This window comes from Jejudonia soesokkakensis (genome assembly GCF_042664795.1).
Classification (GTDB): domain Bacteria; phylum Bacteroidota; class Bacteroidia; order Flavobacteriales; family Flavobacteriaceae; genus Jejudonia; species Jejudonia soesokkakensis.
The window spans coordinates 285115-304806 of sequence record NZ_JBHTBN010000001.1 but is presented as its reverse complement, the minus strand read 5'-3'; the positions used below and the strand labels follow the sequence as shown (position 1 = coordinate 304806).

Annotated in this window: 13 protein-coding genes; 1 reads left to right on the top strand and 12 read right to left on the bottom strand. The window is 36.2% G+C overall.

All coding sequences use genetic code 11. The features are described from left to right. Positions 1-10: 10 nt before the first annotated feature. Together ACFQO1_RS01400 and ACFQO1_RS01395 are read right to left on the bottom strand one after the other, a co-directional pair. Complete coding sequence (locus tag ACFQO1_RS01400) at positions 11-1441, bottom strand: DUF5689 domain-containing protein (RefSeq protein ID WP_380215959.1); 1431 nt, start codon at positions 1439-1441, stop codon at positions 11-13. A gap of 29 nt (positions 1442-1470) precedes the next feature. Further along, positions 1471-4269, bottom strand: coding sequence for a carboxypeptidase-like regulatory domain-containing protein (locus ACFQO1_RS01395; RefSeq protein ID WP_380215957.1), 2799 nt, complete (start codon positions 4267-4269; stop codon positions 1471-1473). 133 nt (positions 4270-4402) lie between these two features. Here ACFQO1_RS01395 and ACFQO1_RS01390 point away from each other — a divergent pair, with 133 nt between their 5' ends. Then, entirely contained in the window at positions 4403-5461 is a 1059-nt protein-coding gene (locus ACFQO1_RS01390; RefSeq protein WP_380215955.1) for an endonuclease/exonuclease/phosphatase family protein, read from the top strand. Between the two features lie 64 nt (positions 5462-5525). Here the strand turns inward: ACFQO1_RS01390 and ACFQO1_RS01385 are convergent, their stop codons facing one another. From ACFQO1_RS01385 to uvrC, 10 genes are all read right to left on the bottom strand, one after another. After that, the gene (locus tag ACFQO1_RS01385; protein WP_380215953.1) at positions 5526-5969 is read right to left on the bottom strand and encodes a hypothetical protein; all 444 of its coding nucleotides are present in this window, start codon (positions 5967-5969) and stop codon (positions 5526-5528) included. A gap of 93 nt (positions 5970-6062) precedes the next feature. Continuing rightward, complete coding sequence (locus ACFQO1_RS01380; RefSeq protein WP_380215951.1) at positions 6063-9296, bottom strand: TonB-dependent receptor; 3234 nt, start codon at positions 9294-9296, stop codon at positions 6063-6065. Positions 9297-9483: 187 nt separating this feature from the next. Then, positions 9484-10710, bottom strand: a complete 1227-nt coding sequence (locus ACFQO1_RS01375; protein ID WP_380215949.1) for a peptidoglycan DD-metalloendopeptidase family protein — start codon at positions 10708-10710, stop codon at positions 9484-9486. Between the two features lie 14 nt (positions 10711-10724). Continuing rightward, positions 10725-11678: a tryptophan 2,3-dioxygenase family protein gene (locus tag ACFQO1_RS01370; RefSeq protein ID WP_380215947.1), complete on the bottom strand. Its 954-nt coding sequence runs from the start codon at positions 11676-11678 to the stop codon at positions 10725-10727. 27 nt (positions 11679-11705) lie between these two features. Then, positions 11706-12479: a DUF3108 domain-containing protein gene (locus tag ACFQO1_RS01365; RefSeq protein WP_380215945.1), complete on the bottom strand. Its 774-nt coding sequence runs from the start codon at positions 12477-12479 to the stop codon at positions 11706-11708. 109 nt (positions 12480-12588) lie between these two features. Then, the gene (hppD, locus tag ACFQO1_RS01360) at positions 12589-13752 is read right to left on the bottom strand and encodes a 4-hydroxyphenylpyruvate dioxygenase (RefSeq protein ID WP_380215943.1); all 1164 of its coding nucleotides are present in this window, start codon (positions 13750-13752) and stop codon (positions 12589-12591) included. A 140-nt stretch (positions 13753-13892) separates the two neighbouring features. After that, positions 13893-14396, bottom strand: a complete 504-nt coding sequence (locus ACFQO1_RS01355) for a hypothetical protein (RefSeq protein ID WP_380215941.1) — start codon at positions 14394-14396, stop codon at positions 13893-13895. A gap of 3 nt (positions 14397-14399) precedes the next feature. Further along, on the bottom strand, positions 14400-15569 hold the full coding sequence (locus ACFQO1_RS01350) for a homogentisate 1,2-dioxygenase (protein WP_380215939.1): 1170 nt from the start codon (positions 15567-15569) through the stop codon (positions 14400-14402). 59 nt (positions 15570-15628) lie between these two features. Then, a complete protein-coding gene (locus ACFQO1_RS01345; protein ID WP_380215937.1) occupies positions 15629-17866 on the bottom strand; it encodes a patatin-like phospholipase family protein in 2238 nt (745 codons plus the stop codon). A 26-nt stretch (positions 17867-17892) separates the two neighbouring features. Next, on the bottom strand, positions 17893-19683 hold the full coding sequence (gene uvrC / locus ACFQO1_RS01340) for an excinuclease ABC subunit UvrC (protein ID WP_380215935.1): 1791 nt from the start codon (positions 19681-19683) through the stop codon (positions 17893-17895). Positions 19684-19692 lie beyond the last annotated feature (9 nt).

The window sequence follows — 19692 nt, the reverse complement described above, 5'->3', positions numbered from 1 at the left end:
TGGCTACTGCTTAGTTACCATTAATTCTTACATTATCTATATGATATCTTGTAGTTCCACCGCCAGAAACATCACTACCAGTGTACTTAAATCCGATACGAACATTTGATCCATCAACACAAGATAAGTTAATAGGTCCTGCAGGAGTAAAGCTACCAAAACCTGATGCAGATCCTGGAGGAACAGTAGCATCTGTTAATTCTACCCAAGTTGCGTCTTCAATACTACCCGTAAAATCTGTAGAAAGCATTAGTGTTAATACCAACCCATTATTAAAATTCGTTTGTATATCAACATTTAGAGCATCCATGTTTGTATTATCCAATGAAAATTCTGGAGTTATCAACCATGATTCAATATCTTCCTCATTAGAGTTAAAAGCGCTCACTAGCATATAGTTATTATTGCTAAACTCATCCAGTTCAAATTCAACATTCCCTCCACTTACATTTTCGATTACCCATCCGGCAGCAACAACATCAATAGTACTGTTATAACTTTCAAAGTTATCGTCAAAAAAGGCAGTTCCTGTTACAGCGCCACCTTCACAATCGATTCCTTCAGGATCACAACGTTCTCCGTCTAGGTTGATCGTGCTTAGGTCATTCACAACTACATTAAAGTCTTCACCAAAAAAGTTAAGTGTAAGTATTCCGTCGATACTTCCACTCCCCTGTGGCAGTAACTGTCCTTTAAAATCTGCAAACGTACTTGTACTAAAAATTGTGGTTGCACTACTTGAACAACTCTCTAACGTACGTTCACCATCAAACTGATCATCGGCTTCAGCAGCAAATGTAAGTCTGTTGTCTCCTAATGCCTGATTTCTATTAAACTGAACATTGTTTAAACGAATGTACAGATTTGTTTTTTCAACTGTAAATTCAGGAATCGTAATATCTAAAGGAATAATATCTTCTAGCTCATCATCACGTAATAAAAAATCTGTTTGAGCTGCTTCTGAAATTTTTTCAAGTTCGTTTCCAGAACGTATCCCAAGACTTAAAACTCCACTATCCAATGCTACTGAAAGACCATCTAAACGGATGAATACTTTACGTCCAAATTGATACGTATTAAACAAAGGATTCACGTCAACAAGTACTTTAACTCCAGCTGAAGGACTTGAAGGCGAATCCTGTAAAATCAGTTCTTCAAAGAAGTTTCCTGCAGCATCATTAGAAATAACGTATCCTACTACAAACAAATCATTACTTGAGTCATTATCTGTTTCAAACGTAAGGATATCGTTTCCATTTGTCATCATCTCCTGTTCTAGTTGAGTTCTCAAAGAACCTATCGTTACTATTCTATCCTGAGGGATGTCCACAGATTGTATCTCAATCTCCGGAATATCAAATTCATCGTCCTGAACACAAGACGAAACCACTACTACGGCTAGTATTAGGGTAAAAAATTTATAAAAATTAATCGCTTTCATAATATATGTGTGTTTATTTTTTTAATGTATTAAAATCTAAAGTATACGTTTAGGTAGTATGTTGTTCCATTTCCGTAGAAATATCTATTCCCAAAAATTGGAGTATCACGAGCTTGCTCTTCTACCTGTTGCCTGTAACTAGGTCTTCTTGAATCTTCAAAACCACCTGTTCTAAAATCCTGATCCAGTACGTTGTTTATTGTTGCAAAAAATCCTACAAAGTAATCATCAATTTTCCAAGATTTTCCACCAACTACATTAACAAGAACGTAATCATCTAATTGTTCTTGTTGTAATATGTCTCGTGCTATTTCTGGATCATACTCTACAAAAGGCTGCCCGTCAACATCTGTATAAAAATCTGAAGTTCTCCTAAGGTTACTTACGTCTACGTATGCATTTGAAAAATAGTTAGTAGATACTCCTACCCACCAGAAATCTGGATCACGATATTCGAATCCTAACTGGTATGCTCTTTCTGGACCACCAGAAACATGAACATTTTCTAGTGCCACCTCTCTTTTCCCTTGGCTGAAAAGGTCATTTCCTTCTCGAACATTTGGAGTGTTAGGATCATCAAAATCATCCCCAGATAAATATAACAATGGGTTGTTGGTATAAATATATTGTCCAACTGAAGCGGCTGCTTTTAATTTTACTGTAGGCGTTACCTGAGCTTCAATACCCATTTCAACTCCTACGTTTCTTTTCTCAATCCCTGTAACAATTTCTTGAACAAAGGCGTTGTTTTCATCATTTCCTAATGCATTTTGAGTAAAGAAGAATCCAAAGTCTGTTTGTTCTGCAAATCCAGTATAAAAACCAGTCAATCTCGCTTTTACGATAGGAGATCTGTAAATATAACTAAGGTCTGCAGAAGTAATATTTTCATCTTCCAATCCAACGACTATATCATTGTTCTGTCTTGCATTTGCAAATGTATTTCTAAGACTTGGAGCCTTAGTAATATAACCTGCATTCACATCAATTAAATGGCGTCCACTTAGTTTGTAAGTTAAACCACCCTTAAAACCAAAGTTAGTTGAACTTTGTTCTTCGCTCTCTCCTAAAGAACGACCTTCAGAAGCAAAGTATCCGTTTTGGTACAAACCAGTTCTCTGGTAAGAGGTATTAGAGGCTTGTACTGCTGCATAAAAGTCTACAACATTATACTTGAATTGAGCCTGAGCAAATCCAGAAATCACATCAGCATTAATAATATAGTTATATCTATAACGCTCCCCTTCCTGAACAATTCTATTCGGGTTTTGCAAGTCACTATTTTGTTCTGGACCTCCATTACCAAAGTTGTCGATATCTAGATATCCTGTACCCCCCAAAAGATCTTTTAGCTCTGCAAAATTTTCACTTTCCAGCGTTCGGTAATTTAAGTTTGCAGTAATAGAAATATTTTCTGAAAGCTGACTATTTAAAATTGAATTGATAGTAAGTTGTTTATCATCTGTTCTATCTTCCTGAATTGCATACGTAGAGATACCTGTTATTAAATTTGCTTCATAGTAATCATTCCAGTTTAATTGCCCATCATTAACAAATTCCTGTTGTGCAAGAAATGCATTCTGGTAATCAATAGGTGTTGGATTTTGATCTTGTAAGAAAAAACTAGGAAGTCTTTGGTAATAGTTTCCAGCTGGATTTCTATTTCCTCCTGAATCTAATCGGGTATCTCCAATTTTTCCAAATTGATACCCAATATTTGTATTTAATCTGGTTTTATCGCTAATATTCCAATAGTGACTTAAAAGTACTACAGGCTCTTCGATTTCACGAACACGGGCACTGCGAATTTCTCCATTTTGGAAACCCCAGTTAGGGTTATAGCGAATCCCTTTTAAATCACGAACTTCTTCGGTGATGGCTGTAGAACGTCCTCTTCGATTGGGAGTATAAAATGCCGCTAAGTTAATACTATGTTCATCGTTGATTTTCTTTTCAACAGCTGCAAAAAATGAATTGGCATCGTAAAATGTTCCGTCGATATAGCCTTCTTCACCAAAACGTCTAGAAGCTAAAACAGAATACGCCCATCCTCCTTTACTAAGACCGCTATGGTAAGATCCCATCACACGACCTTGGTAGCTTCGGTTGGCTGTTGCGTAAGATACCTGCCCACCTTCACGGTACTGAGAAGCACGCATGATAATATTGGTAGTCCCGGCAATATCTCCAAACGCATAATCATTAGGAGCAAGACCCATAGAAAAGTCACGATTACGTTGTGCATCATTTAAGCCTCCCCAGTTCCCCCATTGTGGGCGACCTGTATCCTGCTTATTCATTTCTATACCATTAATTAATACTTTCCCGTTGGCATTATCATACCCTCTTGGACGAAAAAATGTGGCACTAAAATCAAAGGCAGCAGCATTTAAGAAAACATCTCTAGATGCAGAAAGCAACCCTGACACATTAAATGAGGTTCCATCATCTTGATCCAATTCGTTGTCTGAAAGACTAATAATACCTATCTGCGACTCTACTTCTGTTAGGTCAATTTCTAATAGAATTGAGTCAAGATTTACGGTTTCTCCGTTTTGAATAGTAATTGGAATACGCTGCATGATAAAACCAGACTTGCGTATAATTAATACTTGTTCTCCTTGGGGTAGATCGTCGCCGGTAATTTCAAACATTCCTGTGGCATCTGTCATCGTAGAGTAAATACTCTCTTGAATACTAATTTCCACATCCGGAATAGGTTCTGTAGAACTGGCGTCCACCACCTTTCCTTTTACTATAGCATCCTGAGCAACAACCGATAGTGTTCCAAAAACTGCTAAGCAAAAAGTAAAAATGAATCTTTTCATTCTGAAAATTATAGTTTTAAAAGATTAATAAATTGTTATAAATGGGCTGCAAAGCTACATTTTTTAAATGAAATACCTACTTTTGGCGCGACAATTGTATAGAACTTTACAAAAACATAATATACCATAAAAAATGAAGTCAATTTACTGCGTTTTAGCAATTTTATTAACTACAACTTTCACACTTTCAGCACAGGGAAAAAAATCCTATAAAGTAAATACTATAGCATTTTACAATGTTGAAAATTTATTTGATTATGAAGATGATCCCATCACTTTTGATGATGACAGAACTCCAGACGGAAAAGACCGTTGGACAAAAGAAATTTATGAGGCCAAGCTACAGAATATGGCAAAAGTTATTTCTGAAATAGGTAGTGACATAACAGGAACTACTCCCGCTCTTGTTGGAGTTTGTGAAACTGAAAACCGCAGGGTTCTAGAAGACCTAGTTAACCAAGAACCACTAGTAGCTAAAGATTACGGTATTGTTCAATTTGATTCTCCAGACAGACGCGGAATTGATGTGGCATTACTCTATCAAAAAAAATTATTTACCCCTACAACGACAAAGGCTGTTCCCCTCTATATTTATGATGATAATGATCCAACTAAACGTGTGTACACCAGAGATCAATTAGTTGTTAGCGGTATGTTAGATGGTGAAAAGATTACTGTTATCGTAAATCACTGGCCTTCTAGAAGTGGAGGTGAAGCTCGAAGCCGTTCAAAAAGAATAAAGGCTGCCAAATTAAACAGAAGTATCATTGACTCAATCTTTAGTGAAGACCCATATGCAAAAATCATCACTATGGGTGACCTTAATGACGATCCTACCAACGAAAGTGTAAAAGAGCATCTAAAGGCTAAAGAAAATAGAGAAGATGTAAAGATCAAAGAATTATACAACCCAATGGAAGAGATGTTTAATAAAGGCCAAGGAACGTTAGCATATCGTGACGGTTGGAATTTATTTGATCAAATGATTGTTTCTGCTGAATTACTTAAAAAAGACTTTACAAGCTACCGTTTTTACAAACCCGGAATTTACAATAAGACCTACTTAGCAAATCCCAGAGGACGGTATAAAGGGTATCCCTACCGAAGCTTTGCAGATGGAGGATTTACTGGTGGATACAGTGACCACTTCCCGGTGTATTTATACTTAATTAAAGAAATCGACGCAGAATAATAAAATCCTTTTCTCTTCGGAAAATATATAATATAAAAAGCCGCTCTAAGAGCGGCTTTTTATATTAACTAAACCAGGCAGACCATGGAATTCTACTTAACAATAACAGCAATCCTATAAGGTAAAATATCATTAGCATTTTAAATTTAGGTTTTGATACCAATTTCTTTTTATGTTTTGAATATCCTATCGTAACAAAGACGACTGTAAGTATCATCATTAAAGGGTGTTCAACTGCAAATAGTCTAAAGGTACTATTCCCCATCACTTCTCCCATTCCATTATTTGTAATATTCTGAAGCCCTAGAGGAGAAACAAACCATAGTACAAGTCCGATCAATAATTGAATATGAGTCACAATAAGTCCAAACAGCGCTAATCTAAAATCCTTAGGACCGTATTCTTTATTCATAGTGTATCCTGCAATAGCATTAATAGTAGCTATAACAAGTACAAATAAAACGAGATACGCCCAATACGAGTGAATAAATTGAATAGTTGTATACATAATAGTTTGTTTTAGAAAACCAAAGGTAGTTTTTTTACATAAAAAAACCACCACAGAAATTCTGTAGTGGTTTTTATATTTTGGAGCTTAATTTTAGTTAAACAAATAACGTAAGCCTACCTGCATCTGCCATCTAGATGATTGTGTTCCGCTATCATCAATTTCTTCGATTCCGTCTAAAAACGAGGGATTAAATGTAAATTCTGGATCTGGACCATCTGATTCAGTGGTAAGAATCCCTAAATTACTTGGGACAAACTCACGAACTCCCCAGTCTTTATTTAATAAGTTCGTAAAATTAAAGATATCCAATGATAACTGAAATGCATGTCTGTTCTCACCAAAGTTAAGAGCAAAATCCTGTAAGAACTTCAAATCAATAATATGACTCCAAGGACCTCTTGAGCCATTATTTTCTGCATATTGCCCTCTTCTTCCACTTAGGTAGTCATCATTTTCAATAAACTGATTTAAAGCTGCCCACTGTGCTTCAGGTGAAACAATTGTACCATCACCAAGTTCTAATGGAACCAAAGTAATTTCACTAGCATCACGAGGAATATAGATCAATGCATTATCACGAGAATCGTCATTTAGCAAATCACGTCCTTCATTATAGACATAACTATAACGACTCCCCTCTTGTCCTGTATAGAATAAACCAAAGGTTGTTTTAAAATTATCATTCCACTCAAGTTCATACAGCGCATTTGATGTTATCCTGTGTCCTGTAGCAAAATCTGAATTGGTTGCAAAATTATCTCTGTTTTTACCATTTACAGTATTACGGTTTCTCCACTGAGAACTGTTTTGAGAAGAGGTTCCTTCAAACAAGAATTCACCATCCCCATACGTATAAGCAACTTGTCCAGAAAAACCATCTCTAAAAGGTTTGGTTAAGGTTACTGTAGCGTTATAAGAGTACCCAAGACCTGTATTAGACCCTAAGATAATTCTTCCGTAGGTATCATCAACCTCATCACGTCTATCGTAGTAAAAACGATCATCCGCTCCATTTAATTGACCCACAGGCCCTTTTACATTTAAGTTTTCATAACGCACATTTGTAATAACATCATTGTATAAGAAGTCTGCTCCTAACACCAAACCACCAAATGGTAATTTTTGGTCTATAGCAATATTATACTTCATGGTTTGAGGTAACTTAAAGTCTGGCGCAAATAAATCAACGTTTCCACCTACTGCTCCAGAACCTGGTGCTACAGTTTGTGTTTGATCATTGATGTCTGGATTGAATAACTGGTCATTTGGCAATAAGAAGTTAGCAGAAAACCCTTGAGCAACGCCGTTGTTACTATAGGTTCCTCCAGGCCAAACCAAAGGAATTCTTGAAGTAAAAACTCCAATACCACCGCGTACCTGAGTATTTCTTTCTCCATTTACATCCCAGTTAAAACCGATACGAGGTGAGAGGTGTAATTTACTTTTAATAGCTTGTCCCACTTTTGCACCCTGCAAATTTTTGCCGTTTGCTTCTAGTAAAGGAATGGTTCTATTATTAAAATCATCGTTTACAGTTCCTTCTGAAAAGAATGGAACATCTGCACGTAACCCTACCGTAATTTTTAAATCATCTGTAAAATCAACTTCATCTTGAGCATAAAACCCAACTTGTGTATATTCAAATTCTCCTGCTCCTTGACTGTCATCTCCAATACCACCTCCTAAAGAGTAATTATAAAAGAAGTCATCAGAAGGAACTTCATTCCCTGCTATGCCATCTAAATAGGTGTTGAAATCATCCAAGCTTTGAAATGTATAATCACCGAAATTCTGAGCAACGAATACATTCCTAACATCTGTATATTCAAAATTACCTCCTAGAGTAATATTATGTACTCCAGAGAAAATATTGAAGTTATTTGCCACCGTAAATACTTTTTGATCTAATAAATTAGCCGTTGAAAAAGGCTCTGATCCAAAAAAGATTGATGCAGATCCGTCTCTTACACGAACTGCTGGAAAAGGATTTCCTAACGGATCTCTATCATCAAGAACAGTTGTATATCCCAAAATTAAGTTATTTGATAAATTACTTCCGTTGGTTGTATTCCATTCTACCGAAGTTGAATTCGTTGTAGAAGGGAAAAACACACCTCTGTTAAAGAAATTAATAGTTCTTGAATTACTTGAATTAGGGGAAACATTTTCAGCTTTTACATAGTTATGCTTTGCCGTAATGCTATTCTTATCATTAATGTTATAGTCTAATCGAACCGTCAACTTATCACTTGTAAGCGCAGAGGTATTATCGGCAAAACTTCCAGGGTCGTATCCATATGTATCAATTAGTCCTTGACGCAGGTCATTAATTTCTTGGATTGTTGAATCCCCATCATACTCACCCACATTAAAAGGTTGGGGCGTTTCTTCATCTTGTCTCTCGTAATTAATAAAATAGAAAAGTTTATCCTTAATAATAGCACCACCTAGCCTTGCACCATATAATTTTGCTGAAAAATCCGCAAGCTTCTCTCTTGTTTCAGCTTCAATTGCACCTGGGGTTTTTCCTGCAAGATCCTGATTTCTGTAAAAATAGTACGCAGACCCCTCAGTTCGGTTTGTCCCAGAACGAGTAATAGCGTTTATTGCACCTCCAGAAAATCCAGACTGACGTACATCAAAAGGAGAAAGGTTTACTTGAAAAGATTCAATGGCATCAATCGATAATGGATTTACACCGGTTTGTCCTCCATTGGTTCCAGAACCTGCAAGTCCAAATACATCATTATTTACAGTACCATCAAGGTAGATAGAGTTGTAACGATTGTTTTGACCTGCAAGTGAAATAGATCCTCCTTCAGTTACTAATGCCTGAGGAGTTTTTCTAACAAAATCTCCAATACCTCTTGTCACAGACGGTAATGCATTTATTTCACGCGTAGAAACGTTTGTTTCAGTTCCAGTATTTCCAGAATCAAAAACTCCGCCACGGCCAGTTCCAGTGATTACAACCTCTTCTAAAGCATTTGCTGCTTCAGTCATTGTGACATCAATATTTTCAGAATCTCCTAACTGAAGGTAAATGTTATTTTTCACAATATCTTCAAAACCTACATAGGTATAGGTAATGGTGTAAGGTCCACCCACCCGCATGTTTACGATACGGTAGAAACCATCAAAATCTGTAATAGCACCATACTTTGTTCCAGATGGAGTATGCACAGCCACTACATTGGCACCTGTTAAAGGTTCTCCAAGATTGTCTATCGCCTTTCCATTGATAGAGGACGTTGTAACCCCCTGCGCAATGGATGCGGTGGTGGCAACAATCATGAATAAAAATAAAAGTAAAAGTTTTTTCATTGTCTGTTATTTAGGTTTATAATTTGCTGCAAAAATACTTCTGTTTAAAGCATATCTACAAGCTCTCAGGTTAAGAAATTGTTAGTATATTTTTAATAGACTAAAAATACACGCAAAAGGTAGTAAGTATTTGATTTTCAATTGCTAATTAATAACAGACTTATTAACACTACGGAAAGATATGAGGTTATTTATAAATGATGCAGTCTAATTTATCTTTTAAGGGGATCATGTGTGCAAAATATTTGTCATGATACTCCTCAGGTAATGGAGTAGAAAGCGGAAGATCCTGTTGAAAAGGGTCTACTTGTTCGCCATTTTTCCAAAAACGGTAACATACGTGAGGTCCTCCTGTGTTTCCAGTCATTCCTATCCACCCAATAACATCTCCTTGGGCTACATAATCACCAACCTTTACGTTTCGGCTTCTCATATGCAGGTATTGTGTTTCGTAGGTTGCGTTGTGTCTTATTTTTACATAATTCCCATTGCCTCCTCGACGTTCAGATTTTGAAACCACGCCATCTGCAGTTGCTAAAATAGGAGTGCCAATAGGTGCTGCAAAATCGGTCCCTTTATGCGGGCGTAGTTTATACCCGTAGTATTTGATACGACGTTTCAAATTGTATCTTGAAGAAATTCTACTAAATTTTACCGGAGCTTTTAAAAAGGCTCTTCGTAAATTATTTGCTTCATCATCATAAAAATCGATAACTCGATTTATGGAATCACTTTCATAACCAAATGCATAAATAGGTTTCCCTCGATGCTCAAAATAAGCTGCCTTGATATCCTTAAGCCCGGCAGGGATGGTGTCATTGATGTACTTTTCAGTATACACTACTTTAAATCTATCTCCTGCCTGTAAATGAAAGAAATTGACGGTCCATGCGTAAATATTTGCCAACCTGTCTGTCATATAAGGACTCAAATTATTTTCGGCCATAGTTTCAGAAAGAGAACTTGAAATAATTCCCGAAGCCTCTTTTTCAATATAGCTAACATTCTTACTACTATTAAAAACTGATAGTGAATCCCGTAAATCCACGACTGCAAAATCCACTTTGTTTTTTTCATAGATAAATACCTGTGCTTTTTCTAAGGAGTCCTTTGACTTGAGTAGCACGTAAGGCTTTCCAACAACGATTCTTCGAACATCAAAACTATCTCTAAACTTGGTGGCCACCTCTATAATCTTCTGATTTGAAACACCATTTTGATCCAGAATAGCTCCAAAAGTGTCTCCATTTTGAATAGTATCTCGAACTACCAAATAATCATTAAGTGTATACCCATATTCCTTTAAAAGTACTATCTCTTCAGGAATAATTTCTTCTTCAGCAAAATCGTCTTTGTTTGTGTCGCATGCCAACAAAAGTAGGGTCGAGAGGCAAGCAAATAGTAGTTTCTTCAATCTTATTCGTTCTTTTAGGTGTTGAATGTGTGGGTAACCCATTCTTTTCCCCAGTTTTCTTTTTCAGTTTGGCTCCAAAGGTTAGGAAAAAAATGGACTTTTTGAAAGCTTGGCGGTAAAAATTGTTTCCAATTTGTCCCACCTGTTGCCTTAACTGCTTTTCCTTCCTGTCTTAAGTACCTGTGAGCGGCTCCCATATGCATGAGTAACCAGTTTACATTAACATTAACGTCTAACTTCTTAAGTTCTTTTATTAACAACTCGTTATTTTTTTCTGAAGCATCCAATTGTTCATATTTATGAAACAATGTATTATTTAGCAACTCCTTGGCAGTTCTTATAAAGCGAGGCGTATATCGATATTCAAATTGCTTTAGAGTGAGCGTTTTTTCTTTGGTATCCATATCAATTCCTCCACTTTTCCAATATAAATTTTCAAACATTTCTTCTACACTGTTTTCTGAAGAATACTTAGAACGGCGGTCAGGATGAATCAAATTTTCTAAGGGCGTACAATGAAATTCAATCATTCTAAATTGAGCCGATTGAAAACCACTGGCCGGTAATAAGGACATTCTGAATTTTAAGAACTGATCCCGTTCCATTCCCATAATCATCACGTCAAAACTATCAATTAAGATTCGGAAATATCGATTGACACGTTCTACTTTTTTTCTAAAAAATTCGGCTGTCTGAAGCCTATCATCAATGATCTGTTTTAACTCATGTAATATCAATTTGAAATAAATTTCAGTACTCTGATGGTATCCAATAAAAATCAACTCATCAGGAAAATGAGTTTTAGGATTCTGAAGACTTAAAAGCGTATCTAAATGGATATAATCCCAATAGGTTAGATACCTGTCGTATAATAATCCATCGAGATAAGCATTTAGATCCTGACCCGAATTTTTAAATTTTTCTGAAAGTTTTGCAATTTGGTCGGTTGTCTTGTCATCAAGTTCCATGTGGGTTGTTTTGTTATAGGTACAAAGTTAATCAACCTGAATTTTAAATTGATGTTTCAATCCTTTAAATTCTGTCAAAGTTGCCTTTAAAGATCCTACAGCAAGGTCTGCCTTTATTAAAAGTGGCATTTTATTTTCATCGTCGGTTACCCATACCGTAAGACTTTCTTTTTCTTTAAAGACCCGTCCTGCTTCTACATAGGGCCTAAATTTTAATGCAGGTACTTTTCCAAATTCAGTTTTTAATGTTTCTCTTCCTAGAAATTTTAATCGGAACTTATAATTTTCCTTGTCAAAAAACATATTTAAATCTACCACATCTCCTTCTTTTACTTTAGAGGCGTCAATGTAATTTCGTAAATAATAAAAAGCAGAAACCATGTCTTGCGCATCTTTGGGAAAAGAAACCACATCTGTTTTATTATGCTTTTTGTTTTTGATCGTGGCTTTTTGTGACTTATGATCAAAGTCTATCTGAATATCTTTAGTGTGTCCGCCTTCGTCAATTTTTCTGATGAAACGTAACGGAACATTTTTGTTAATCGCCACATACGATTGATAATCATCATCTACTTTAAAAAAAGCACGAGAGAGACCAGTGGTCTTTCCGTAGCCTTTGATATGGTAAACGGGAGCTCCGTTAAGAGTTTTTTGATTTACTTCGATAGTTGCATACCCAGCCGTGACAAATCCATAATGCACTCTAAACTTGAAGTATTCGCCATCACCATAGGCAGGCCTTTGGGCAAAACCAGTAGCTATAACAGTCATTAAAAATAAAAATGTTAGTAATTTATTCATGTCAATATATTCTTCCGTAAGAGTATTTACAACTACTGTTCCAAATTAAAAAAACTCCATCTATTTACATGAAAACGATGGAGTTTATCTTTTGTTACTTTCATTGTTCTTATAAAGTTCCTCTTCTGGCTTGTTGTCTTTCAATAGCTTCAAACAACGCTTTAAAATTTCCAACACCAAAGGATTGAGCTCCTTTACGCTGAATGATCTCTATAAACATAGTAGGTCTATCTAATACATTATTTGTAAATAATTGAAGTAAATACCCTTCTTCGTCACGATCTATCAAAATTCCATGCTTTTTCAGCACTTCGATGTCTTCATCTATTTCTCCAACACGTTCAAGCACATCATCATAATAAGTATCTGGTACATATAAAAATTCCACGCCTCGTTCTCGCATTGCAGATACAGTCGCTACAATATCATCTGTAGCTAACGCTAGGTGCTGAACTCCTGGACCATTATAAAAATCGAGGTATTCTTCGATTTGTGATTTCTTTTCAGCTTCGGCAGGTTCGTTGATCGGAAATTTTATTCGACCATTCCCGTTGCTCATCACTTTACTCATAAGCGCGGTGTATTCCGTAGAAATATCATCGTCTGCAAACGAAATAATTTGGGCAAACCCCATGACTTCAGCATAAAATTTACACCATGTATTCATTTCATTCCAGCCTACATTTCCTACAATATGATCAATAAATTTAAGGCCTACTGGCTCTGGATTAAATTCAGATTCCCATTTAACAAATCCTGGTAGAAAAATACCCTCATAATTTTTTCTTTCTACAAAAATATGAACCGTTTCCCCATAGGTATAAATTCCAGATTTGACCACATGACCAAATTCGTCTTCTTCTCGTTTAGGTTCAAAATAAGGTTTTGCTCCGCGCTTAGTGGTTTCTTCAAACGCTTTGGTCGCATCATCTACCCAAAGCGCGATAACCTTTGCAGCATCACCATGTTCTTCAAGGTGTCTGTTAATTTCGCCTCCTTTATTTAGTGGAGAAGTCAATACCAATCGTATCTTATCTTGTTTGAGCACATACGAAACCCTATCTTTTAATCCTGTTTCCAGACCTGCATACGCGAAGGATTGAAAACCGAATGCTGTTTTATAATAATGAGCTGCCTGCTTGGCATTCCCCACATACAATTCTACATAATCTGTTCCTAGCAACGGTAAAAAATCTTCGGCATCATCAAAGAGTTTTTTTAGTCCGTATTCTGTATTTTGTAAATCTTTTAAATTTTTTATTTCTCTTGCCATCTTCTTGTTTATTTAATTCTAACGTTATCGTTTTTCTTTTTTCTGAAACAACCATAACTACTTACCACATGGCTCTAAGATGTGGTGTAATATCTATTCTATGTATTTTAAGCTTCTGCACTATTCTAAATTTACAAAAATTACCTTTGATTAAGGGTGTCTGTTTCAAATGTATTTATAAGCAATGTGTCGTTGGCTATAGAATCAACTTCTTCTTCCCATCCTCTATACACATCTTCTTCCCAAGTATTTGAGTTTTCCTCATAGGTTTCAGAATTAAAATCATCACTAAACTCGTTAAATGCTCCATTGGTAAGGCCTGTTGCCAAGGCGGTCCAGATAAACGCTCCATAAATTAAAAAATAAAGCATGTACCCTAAAAAAATAATAGAACTCAATACGATATTGATGATGCTCATAATTTTTCCGGTTTTTACTGAAGAATAACTATGTGCCAAGAACTCACCTGGATTTGCTTGAAAGAGTTTTATGTTTTTATTTGCCATCACCAGCGAAATAATACTCACGATCAAGGCTGGCAAAGCACTTACAATTCCGCAACAACAGCCCAATAATACACACACAAGAGCAATGATCCAAAGTGTGGTAATGGTAGACTCTCCCGGGAGATTTTGCTGATTCATCTTTTAGTGATTATTATCTTCCAACCAGGACTGATAGTAGGATTCATCTGCTATTTTCATGGCTTCTTCGGTTACTTGTAACGGCTTGAATGTATCGACCATGACGGCAAGTTCGTCAGTATCAGTTTTGCCAATACTTCTCTCGGTCGCTCCGGGATGTGGTCCATGTGGGATACCCGCTGGATGTAACGAAATATGACCCGCATCGATATCGTTTCGGCTCATAAAATCTCCATCCACATAATACAACACCTCATCACTATCTATATTACTGTGATTGTAAGGCGCCGGAATACTTAAGGGGTGATAATCATACTTTCTAGGCACAAAACTACACACGACAAAAGCATCAGTTTCGAAGGTTTGATGTACTGGTGGTGGCTGATGAATACGACCTGTAATAGGTTCAAAATCATGGATCGAAAATGCATACGGATAGTTATACCCATCGTATCCTACCACATCAAAAGGGTGAGTAGCATACACCATTTCGATGATTTCATCCTGTTTTTTTACTTTAATCAAAAAATCACCCTTTTCATCATGGGTTTCAATTGTTTCAGGTTTTCTAAGATCACGCTCACAAAATGGGGAATGTTCTAACAATTGTCCGAACCAATTTCGGTATCGCTTAGGAGTATAAATAGGTCTTCTGGACTCTACAATGAACAATCGATTGTCTTCATCATTAAATTGCATTTTATAGATAATCCCTCTAGGAACTAATAAATAGTCCCCGTACTTAAAATCAATATTTCCCAAATGGGTTCGCAAAGTTCCCGTACCCCTATGGATAAATATCAACTCATCAGCATCTGTATTTTTATAAAAATAATCCTCTTGAGATTTTTTAGGAGCTGCTAGAATGATGGTACAATCACTATTGGTAAGAACTGCTTTTCTACTTTCTAAATAATCGTTTTCTGGTGATACTTGAAATCCTCTAAATCGGTAAGATTGTATATTATTTGCTTTCGCAATTTTAGGAGCAACACTATATTGCTTTTTAATTTCCTTTACCTGAGTGGGACGATGCACATGATATGAGTTGCTATACATGCCGTCAAAGCCGATAGTTCCAAAAAGTTGTTCGCTGTAAAGCTCGCCGTCTGGCTTTCGGAATTGAGTATGTCGTTTAGGAGGAATTTTTCCCAATGAATGATAGAAAGGCATAATAATATGATTTCTTACAAATATCGTAAAAATTTAAGCGCTTCAATGATAAGAAATTATTAAAACCTGAAGCCAGCAGCAATATGCCAGAATCCATCTTCAATTTCGGGACTATAGGCATATTTTACTTCAATTGGGCCCAAAAAAGTTTGAATCCCATATCCCAGCCCAAAACTACTATAGTCGATTCCGTCGATCCACTCACCAGTTTCAAAAAGATTGTCTCCAATATTTGAAATATCTGCAAATACACTGATGTGATTTTTAGGAAACAGTTCGTAATCAAATGTAATATTTGATTTTAAATAGGTATCTCCTCTTGCGGTTAAAGCGTCCAATCCATAAAAAGGAATAATGTTATTTATGGGTTTATAGCCATAGCCTCCTAAAAAGAAATCCAGACTCTGAGTAGCTTCATTTCCTATTTTAAAGCCTCCTTCTGTAGTGATTAAAGTAGAAAACTTGTCAAGAATTGAAAAAGCATATCCTGCCTTCGCTTTTGCAATGGAAAACTGGTCAAAATCGGTATTCCTTCCTTCAGCAAAAAGATATAGATGAAAATCCCCCCTAAAATACAACCCACTATTTGGAAAAAAACTATTGTCAAACGTATCATACTTTAAATACCCATAGGTACTAAAGTAATTTGTGTTTTCAAAAATTGTTCTTGGGTTGTCATTTTCATCTATTCCTATAGTTTCTGAAAGATATCTCAGCCATTTGTGCTCTACTCCAAGCCCTAAGAGAAAACTTCTTCTAAAAAGCGTTTCAAAATATAGCTGATTGGTAAGGTCTCCATACTGAAGATCTATTTTATTGACCAGAATATCTTCATTGATTTCGTTTTCTTCAGCAATAAAAGCAGCACTGACATCCTTTTCAAAAAAATCAAATTTGGAGTTAAGTCCAATGCTCCAGTAAAATCCTTTATCGATATAATAATTGAAATTATACCGCACGTTGTCGCCCACAATAAAATCAAAAGAAGCAATATCATTGTTTGTGAACAGTCGTTTTCTGGTAACATTAATCAAAGCCGAAGTCTGATACAATTCGTCATAATGCACCCCAAGTCGCAATTGCATTTTTGAAGGATCTTCCCTCAAGTTAAATACAATCTTATAAGAATCATTCCCCAAAGGTTCTAATCTGTAATCGATATCCTGAAAATTTCCAGTAGCTGACAAATTATTAATTCCCTCGTTAAATCGGTCGTAGCTAATTTCGCTAGGAATTTGCAATTTGAGCTTTCCCAACACATATGACCTCGTGTATGCTTCAATTCCATTAATTTCAACAGTATCAATATAAAGTGAATTTCTGTTTAGAAACGCTATTTTTGGTCTTTCAATAGATCGCTGTTGCGCAGCGATATTTAGAAGATCATTATAAACAATAGCTGCCTGTTTTTCACCAGATTTGATTATTTCCCTTCCTCTGTCAAATGATAAAACTGAGAAATCCTTAATATCGGGATTAATATAGACATCTGTTTTTTTGCTTTTAACCTCCATGTCTCTAATGGTCCGGTAATTATTTACCTGAATTAGCACCTCAAAAGCACTGGTTAAATTCTTTCTTCCACGAAGCGAATCTTGAACATCTACCCCAATAATTATGTCCATACCCTTAGCCTTTACCTCATCAATAGGGTAATTATTAATGACTCCGCCATCTATCATTAAAGTATCATTTACTGAAACTGGCGAAAAAATAGATGGTATTGCGCCGCTGGCAAGTATTGCTCTGGGTAAATATCCTTTGTCCAAAATAATCTGATTTCCCCGTTCTACATCTGTTGCCACACAGAAAAAAGGAATCGGAAGTTTATCAAACTCGTTAATAGAGTCGACATGTGCAGTTAATTTGGAAAGAAGATTGTAAACATTCTGTCCTTTTGAAAGCCCCGAGGGAAAACCAATATCAAAATTATCGAATGGAAGTTTTATGGCATATTTCTCACTTTCTTTTTTCTCGTAAAACGTTTTTGCACTTCTAGGAATTTCATCCTGGATCAATCCGTTAAATTCAATTTCAGTAAAAATAGAATCCAATTGTTTTGCCGAATAGCCCGCCGCATACAAACCTCCAATAATAGCTCCCATACTCGTTCCGCCAATATAATCAATACGTACACCAGCCTCTTCAATTTTTTTAAGTACGCCAATATGCGCTAGTCCTTTTGCACCACCACCACTAAGTACCAACCCTACTTTTACATCTTTTTTAGGTTCAGGGTTTTGAGCGAAGCTTGTTGCCGCTAGTATAAAAATGACTATGTATAGTAAATATTTCAAAAGTTGATTGTCCTATATTTTATTATTTATTTCTGAAAATGTACTACTATTTTTTTCGCTTTACTGGCTCCCACCACATTTGCCAATTCTTCAAACGATGCCGCTTTAATTCGTTTGGTGCTTTTAAAATGGCGCAACAATTCTACTACTGTTTTTTCTCCAATTCCTGAAATAGTTGTAAGCTCTGTATTCAACGCTTCTTTACTTCGCTTATCACGATGAAAGGTGATTCCAAAACGGTGCGCCTCATTACGTAACTGTTGAATGATTTTCAACGTTTCAGATTTTTTATCAAGATACAAAGGAATGGGGTCATCTGGATAAAATAATTCTTCCAGTCGTTTCGCAATTCCGATAATGGCAATTTTTCCTCTTAATTCCAGTTGCTCTAATGCTTTTAATGAGGATGATAATTGTCCTTTTCCGCCATCAATAATAATCAATTGCGGCAACGATTGTCCTTCTTCCTTTAATCGTTTATAGCGTCGATAGACCACTTCTTCCATCGAAGCAAAATCATCGGGTCCCTCCACCGTTTTTATATTGAATTTACGATAGTCTTTCTTGCTTGGTTTTCCATTTTTAAAAACGACACAGGCTGCCACTGGATTGGTTCCCTGAATATTACTATTGTCAAAACATTCAATATGGCGGGGCTCTTCAGACAAGCGCAGGTCCTTTTTCATTTGCGCCATAATTCGCTTTTCATGGCGATCGGGATCTACAATTTTTGCTTGTTTAAAACGCTCCATTCGGTAATACTTTGCATTTCTTACGGAAAGGTCTAAAATCTTTTTCTTGTCGCCTGCCTTCGGAATGTGAATCTTGATCTCTTCTCCCAGATCAATTTTAAATGGCAGATACACTTCTTTTGATTGGGAATTGAACCGCTGTCTGATCTCAATCACTGCTAACTGAAGCAACTCCGAGTCCTTTTCATCCAGTTTCTTTTTAATTTCTAAGGTGTGAGACCTAATAATTGCTCCATAAGACAATTGCAAAAAGTTAACATACCCGTAACTTTCATCACTAACAATACTAAATACGTCGACATTGTTAATTTTAGGATTTACCACCGTAGATTTGGACTGATAGCCTTGCAATATGTCTATTTTTTCTTTGACTCGTTGTGCATCCTCAAACTGCAGATTAGCAGCATAGTGTTTCATCTGTTTTTTAAAGCGTGACAGCGATTCTTTAAAATTACCTTTTACAATGTTTCTAATCGCCTCTATGTTTTCATTGTACAACGCTTCAGAATACTTTGCCTCACAAGGCCCGGCACAATTCCCCAGATGATATTCTAAACAGACCTTATACTTTTCGGCTTTGATCTTCTCTTCAGCCAAATCATAATTACAAGTTCGCAAAGGGTACAGTCCTTTAATGAGATCTAACAAGGTATGCACTGTTTTCATACTGGTGTAGGGACCATAATATTCAGAGCCATCCTTAATCATACGGCGTGTTGGAAACACTCTGGGAAAACGCTCGTTTTTAATACAGATCCACGGATAGGATTTATCATCCTTCCACATGACATTGTATTTTGGCTGGTATTTTTTTATGAGATTATTCTCAAGTAAAAGTGCGTCCGTTTCGGTCGCAACTACAATATGTTTTATATCCTGAATGCGTTTTACCAGCATTCGAGTTCGCGCATTATCATGTGTTTTTGTAAAATAAGAAGTAACCCGTTTCTTCAGGTTTTTTGCTTTCCCTACATACAAAAGTTTGTTGTCCTTATCGTAGTATTGATACACTCCCGGAGAAGCGGGAAGTGTAGAAACTTGTAAGGGGACAGATGCTTGCGACATAACATCAAA

What these genes read in the sequence shown, in the direction of transcription:
- ACFQO1_RS01400 (WP_380215959.1), bottom strand. Translation starts at nt 1,441, where the DNA reads ATGAAAGCGATTAATTTTTATAAATTTTTTACCCTAATACTAGCCGTA.
- ACFQO1_RS01395 (WP_380215957.1), bottom strand. Translation starts at nt 4,269, where the DNA reads ATGAAAAGATTCATTTTTACTTTTTGCTTAGCAGTTTTTGGAACACTA.
- ACFQO1_RS01390 (WP_380215955.1), top strand. Translation starts at nt 4,403, where the DNA reads ATGAAGTCAATTTACTGCGTTTTAGCAATTTTATTAACTACAACTTTC.
- ACFQO1_RS01385 (WP_380215953.1), bottom strand. Translation starts at nt 5,969, where the DNA reads ATGTATACAACTATTCAATTTATTCACTCGTATTGGGCGTATCTCGTT.
- ACFQO1_RS01380 (WP_380215951.1), bottom strand. Translation starts at nt 9,296, where the DNA reads ATGAAAAAACTTTTACTTTTATTTTTATTCATGATTGTTGCCACCACC.
- ACFQO1_RS01370 (WP_380215947.1), bottom strand. Translation starts at nt 11,678, where the DNA reads ATGGAACTTGATGACAAGACAACCGACCAAATTGCAAAACTTTCAGAA.
- ACFQO1_RS01365 (WP_380215945.1), bottom strand. Translation starts at nt 12,479, where the DNA reads ATGAATAAATTACTAACATTTTTATTTTTAATGACTGTTATAGCTACT.
- hppD (WP_380215943.1), bottom strand. Translation starts at nt 13,752, where the DNA reads ATGGCAAGAGAAATAAAAAATTTAAAAGATTTACAAAATACAGAATAC.
- ACFQO1_RS01355 (WP_380215941.1), bottom strand. Translation starts at nt 14,396, where the DNA reads ATGAATCAGCAAAATCTCCCGGGAGAGTCTACCATTACCACACTTTGG.
- ACFQO1_RS01350 (WP_380215939.1), bottom strand. Translation starts at nt 15,569, where the DNA reads ATGCCTTTCTATCATTCATTGGGAAAAATTCCTCCTAAACGACATACT.
- uvrC (WP_380215935.1), bottom strand. Translation starts at nt 19,683, where the DNA reads ATGTCGCAAGCATCTGTCCCCTTACAAGTTTCTACACTTCCCGCTTCT.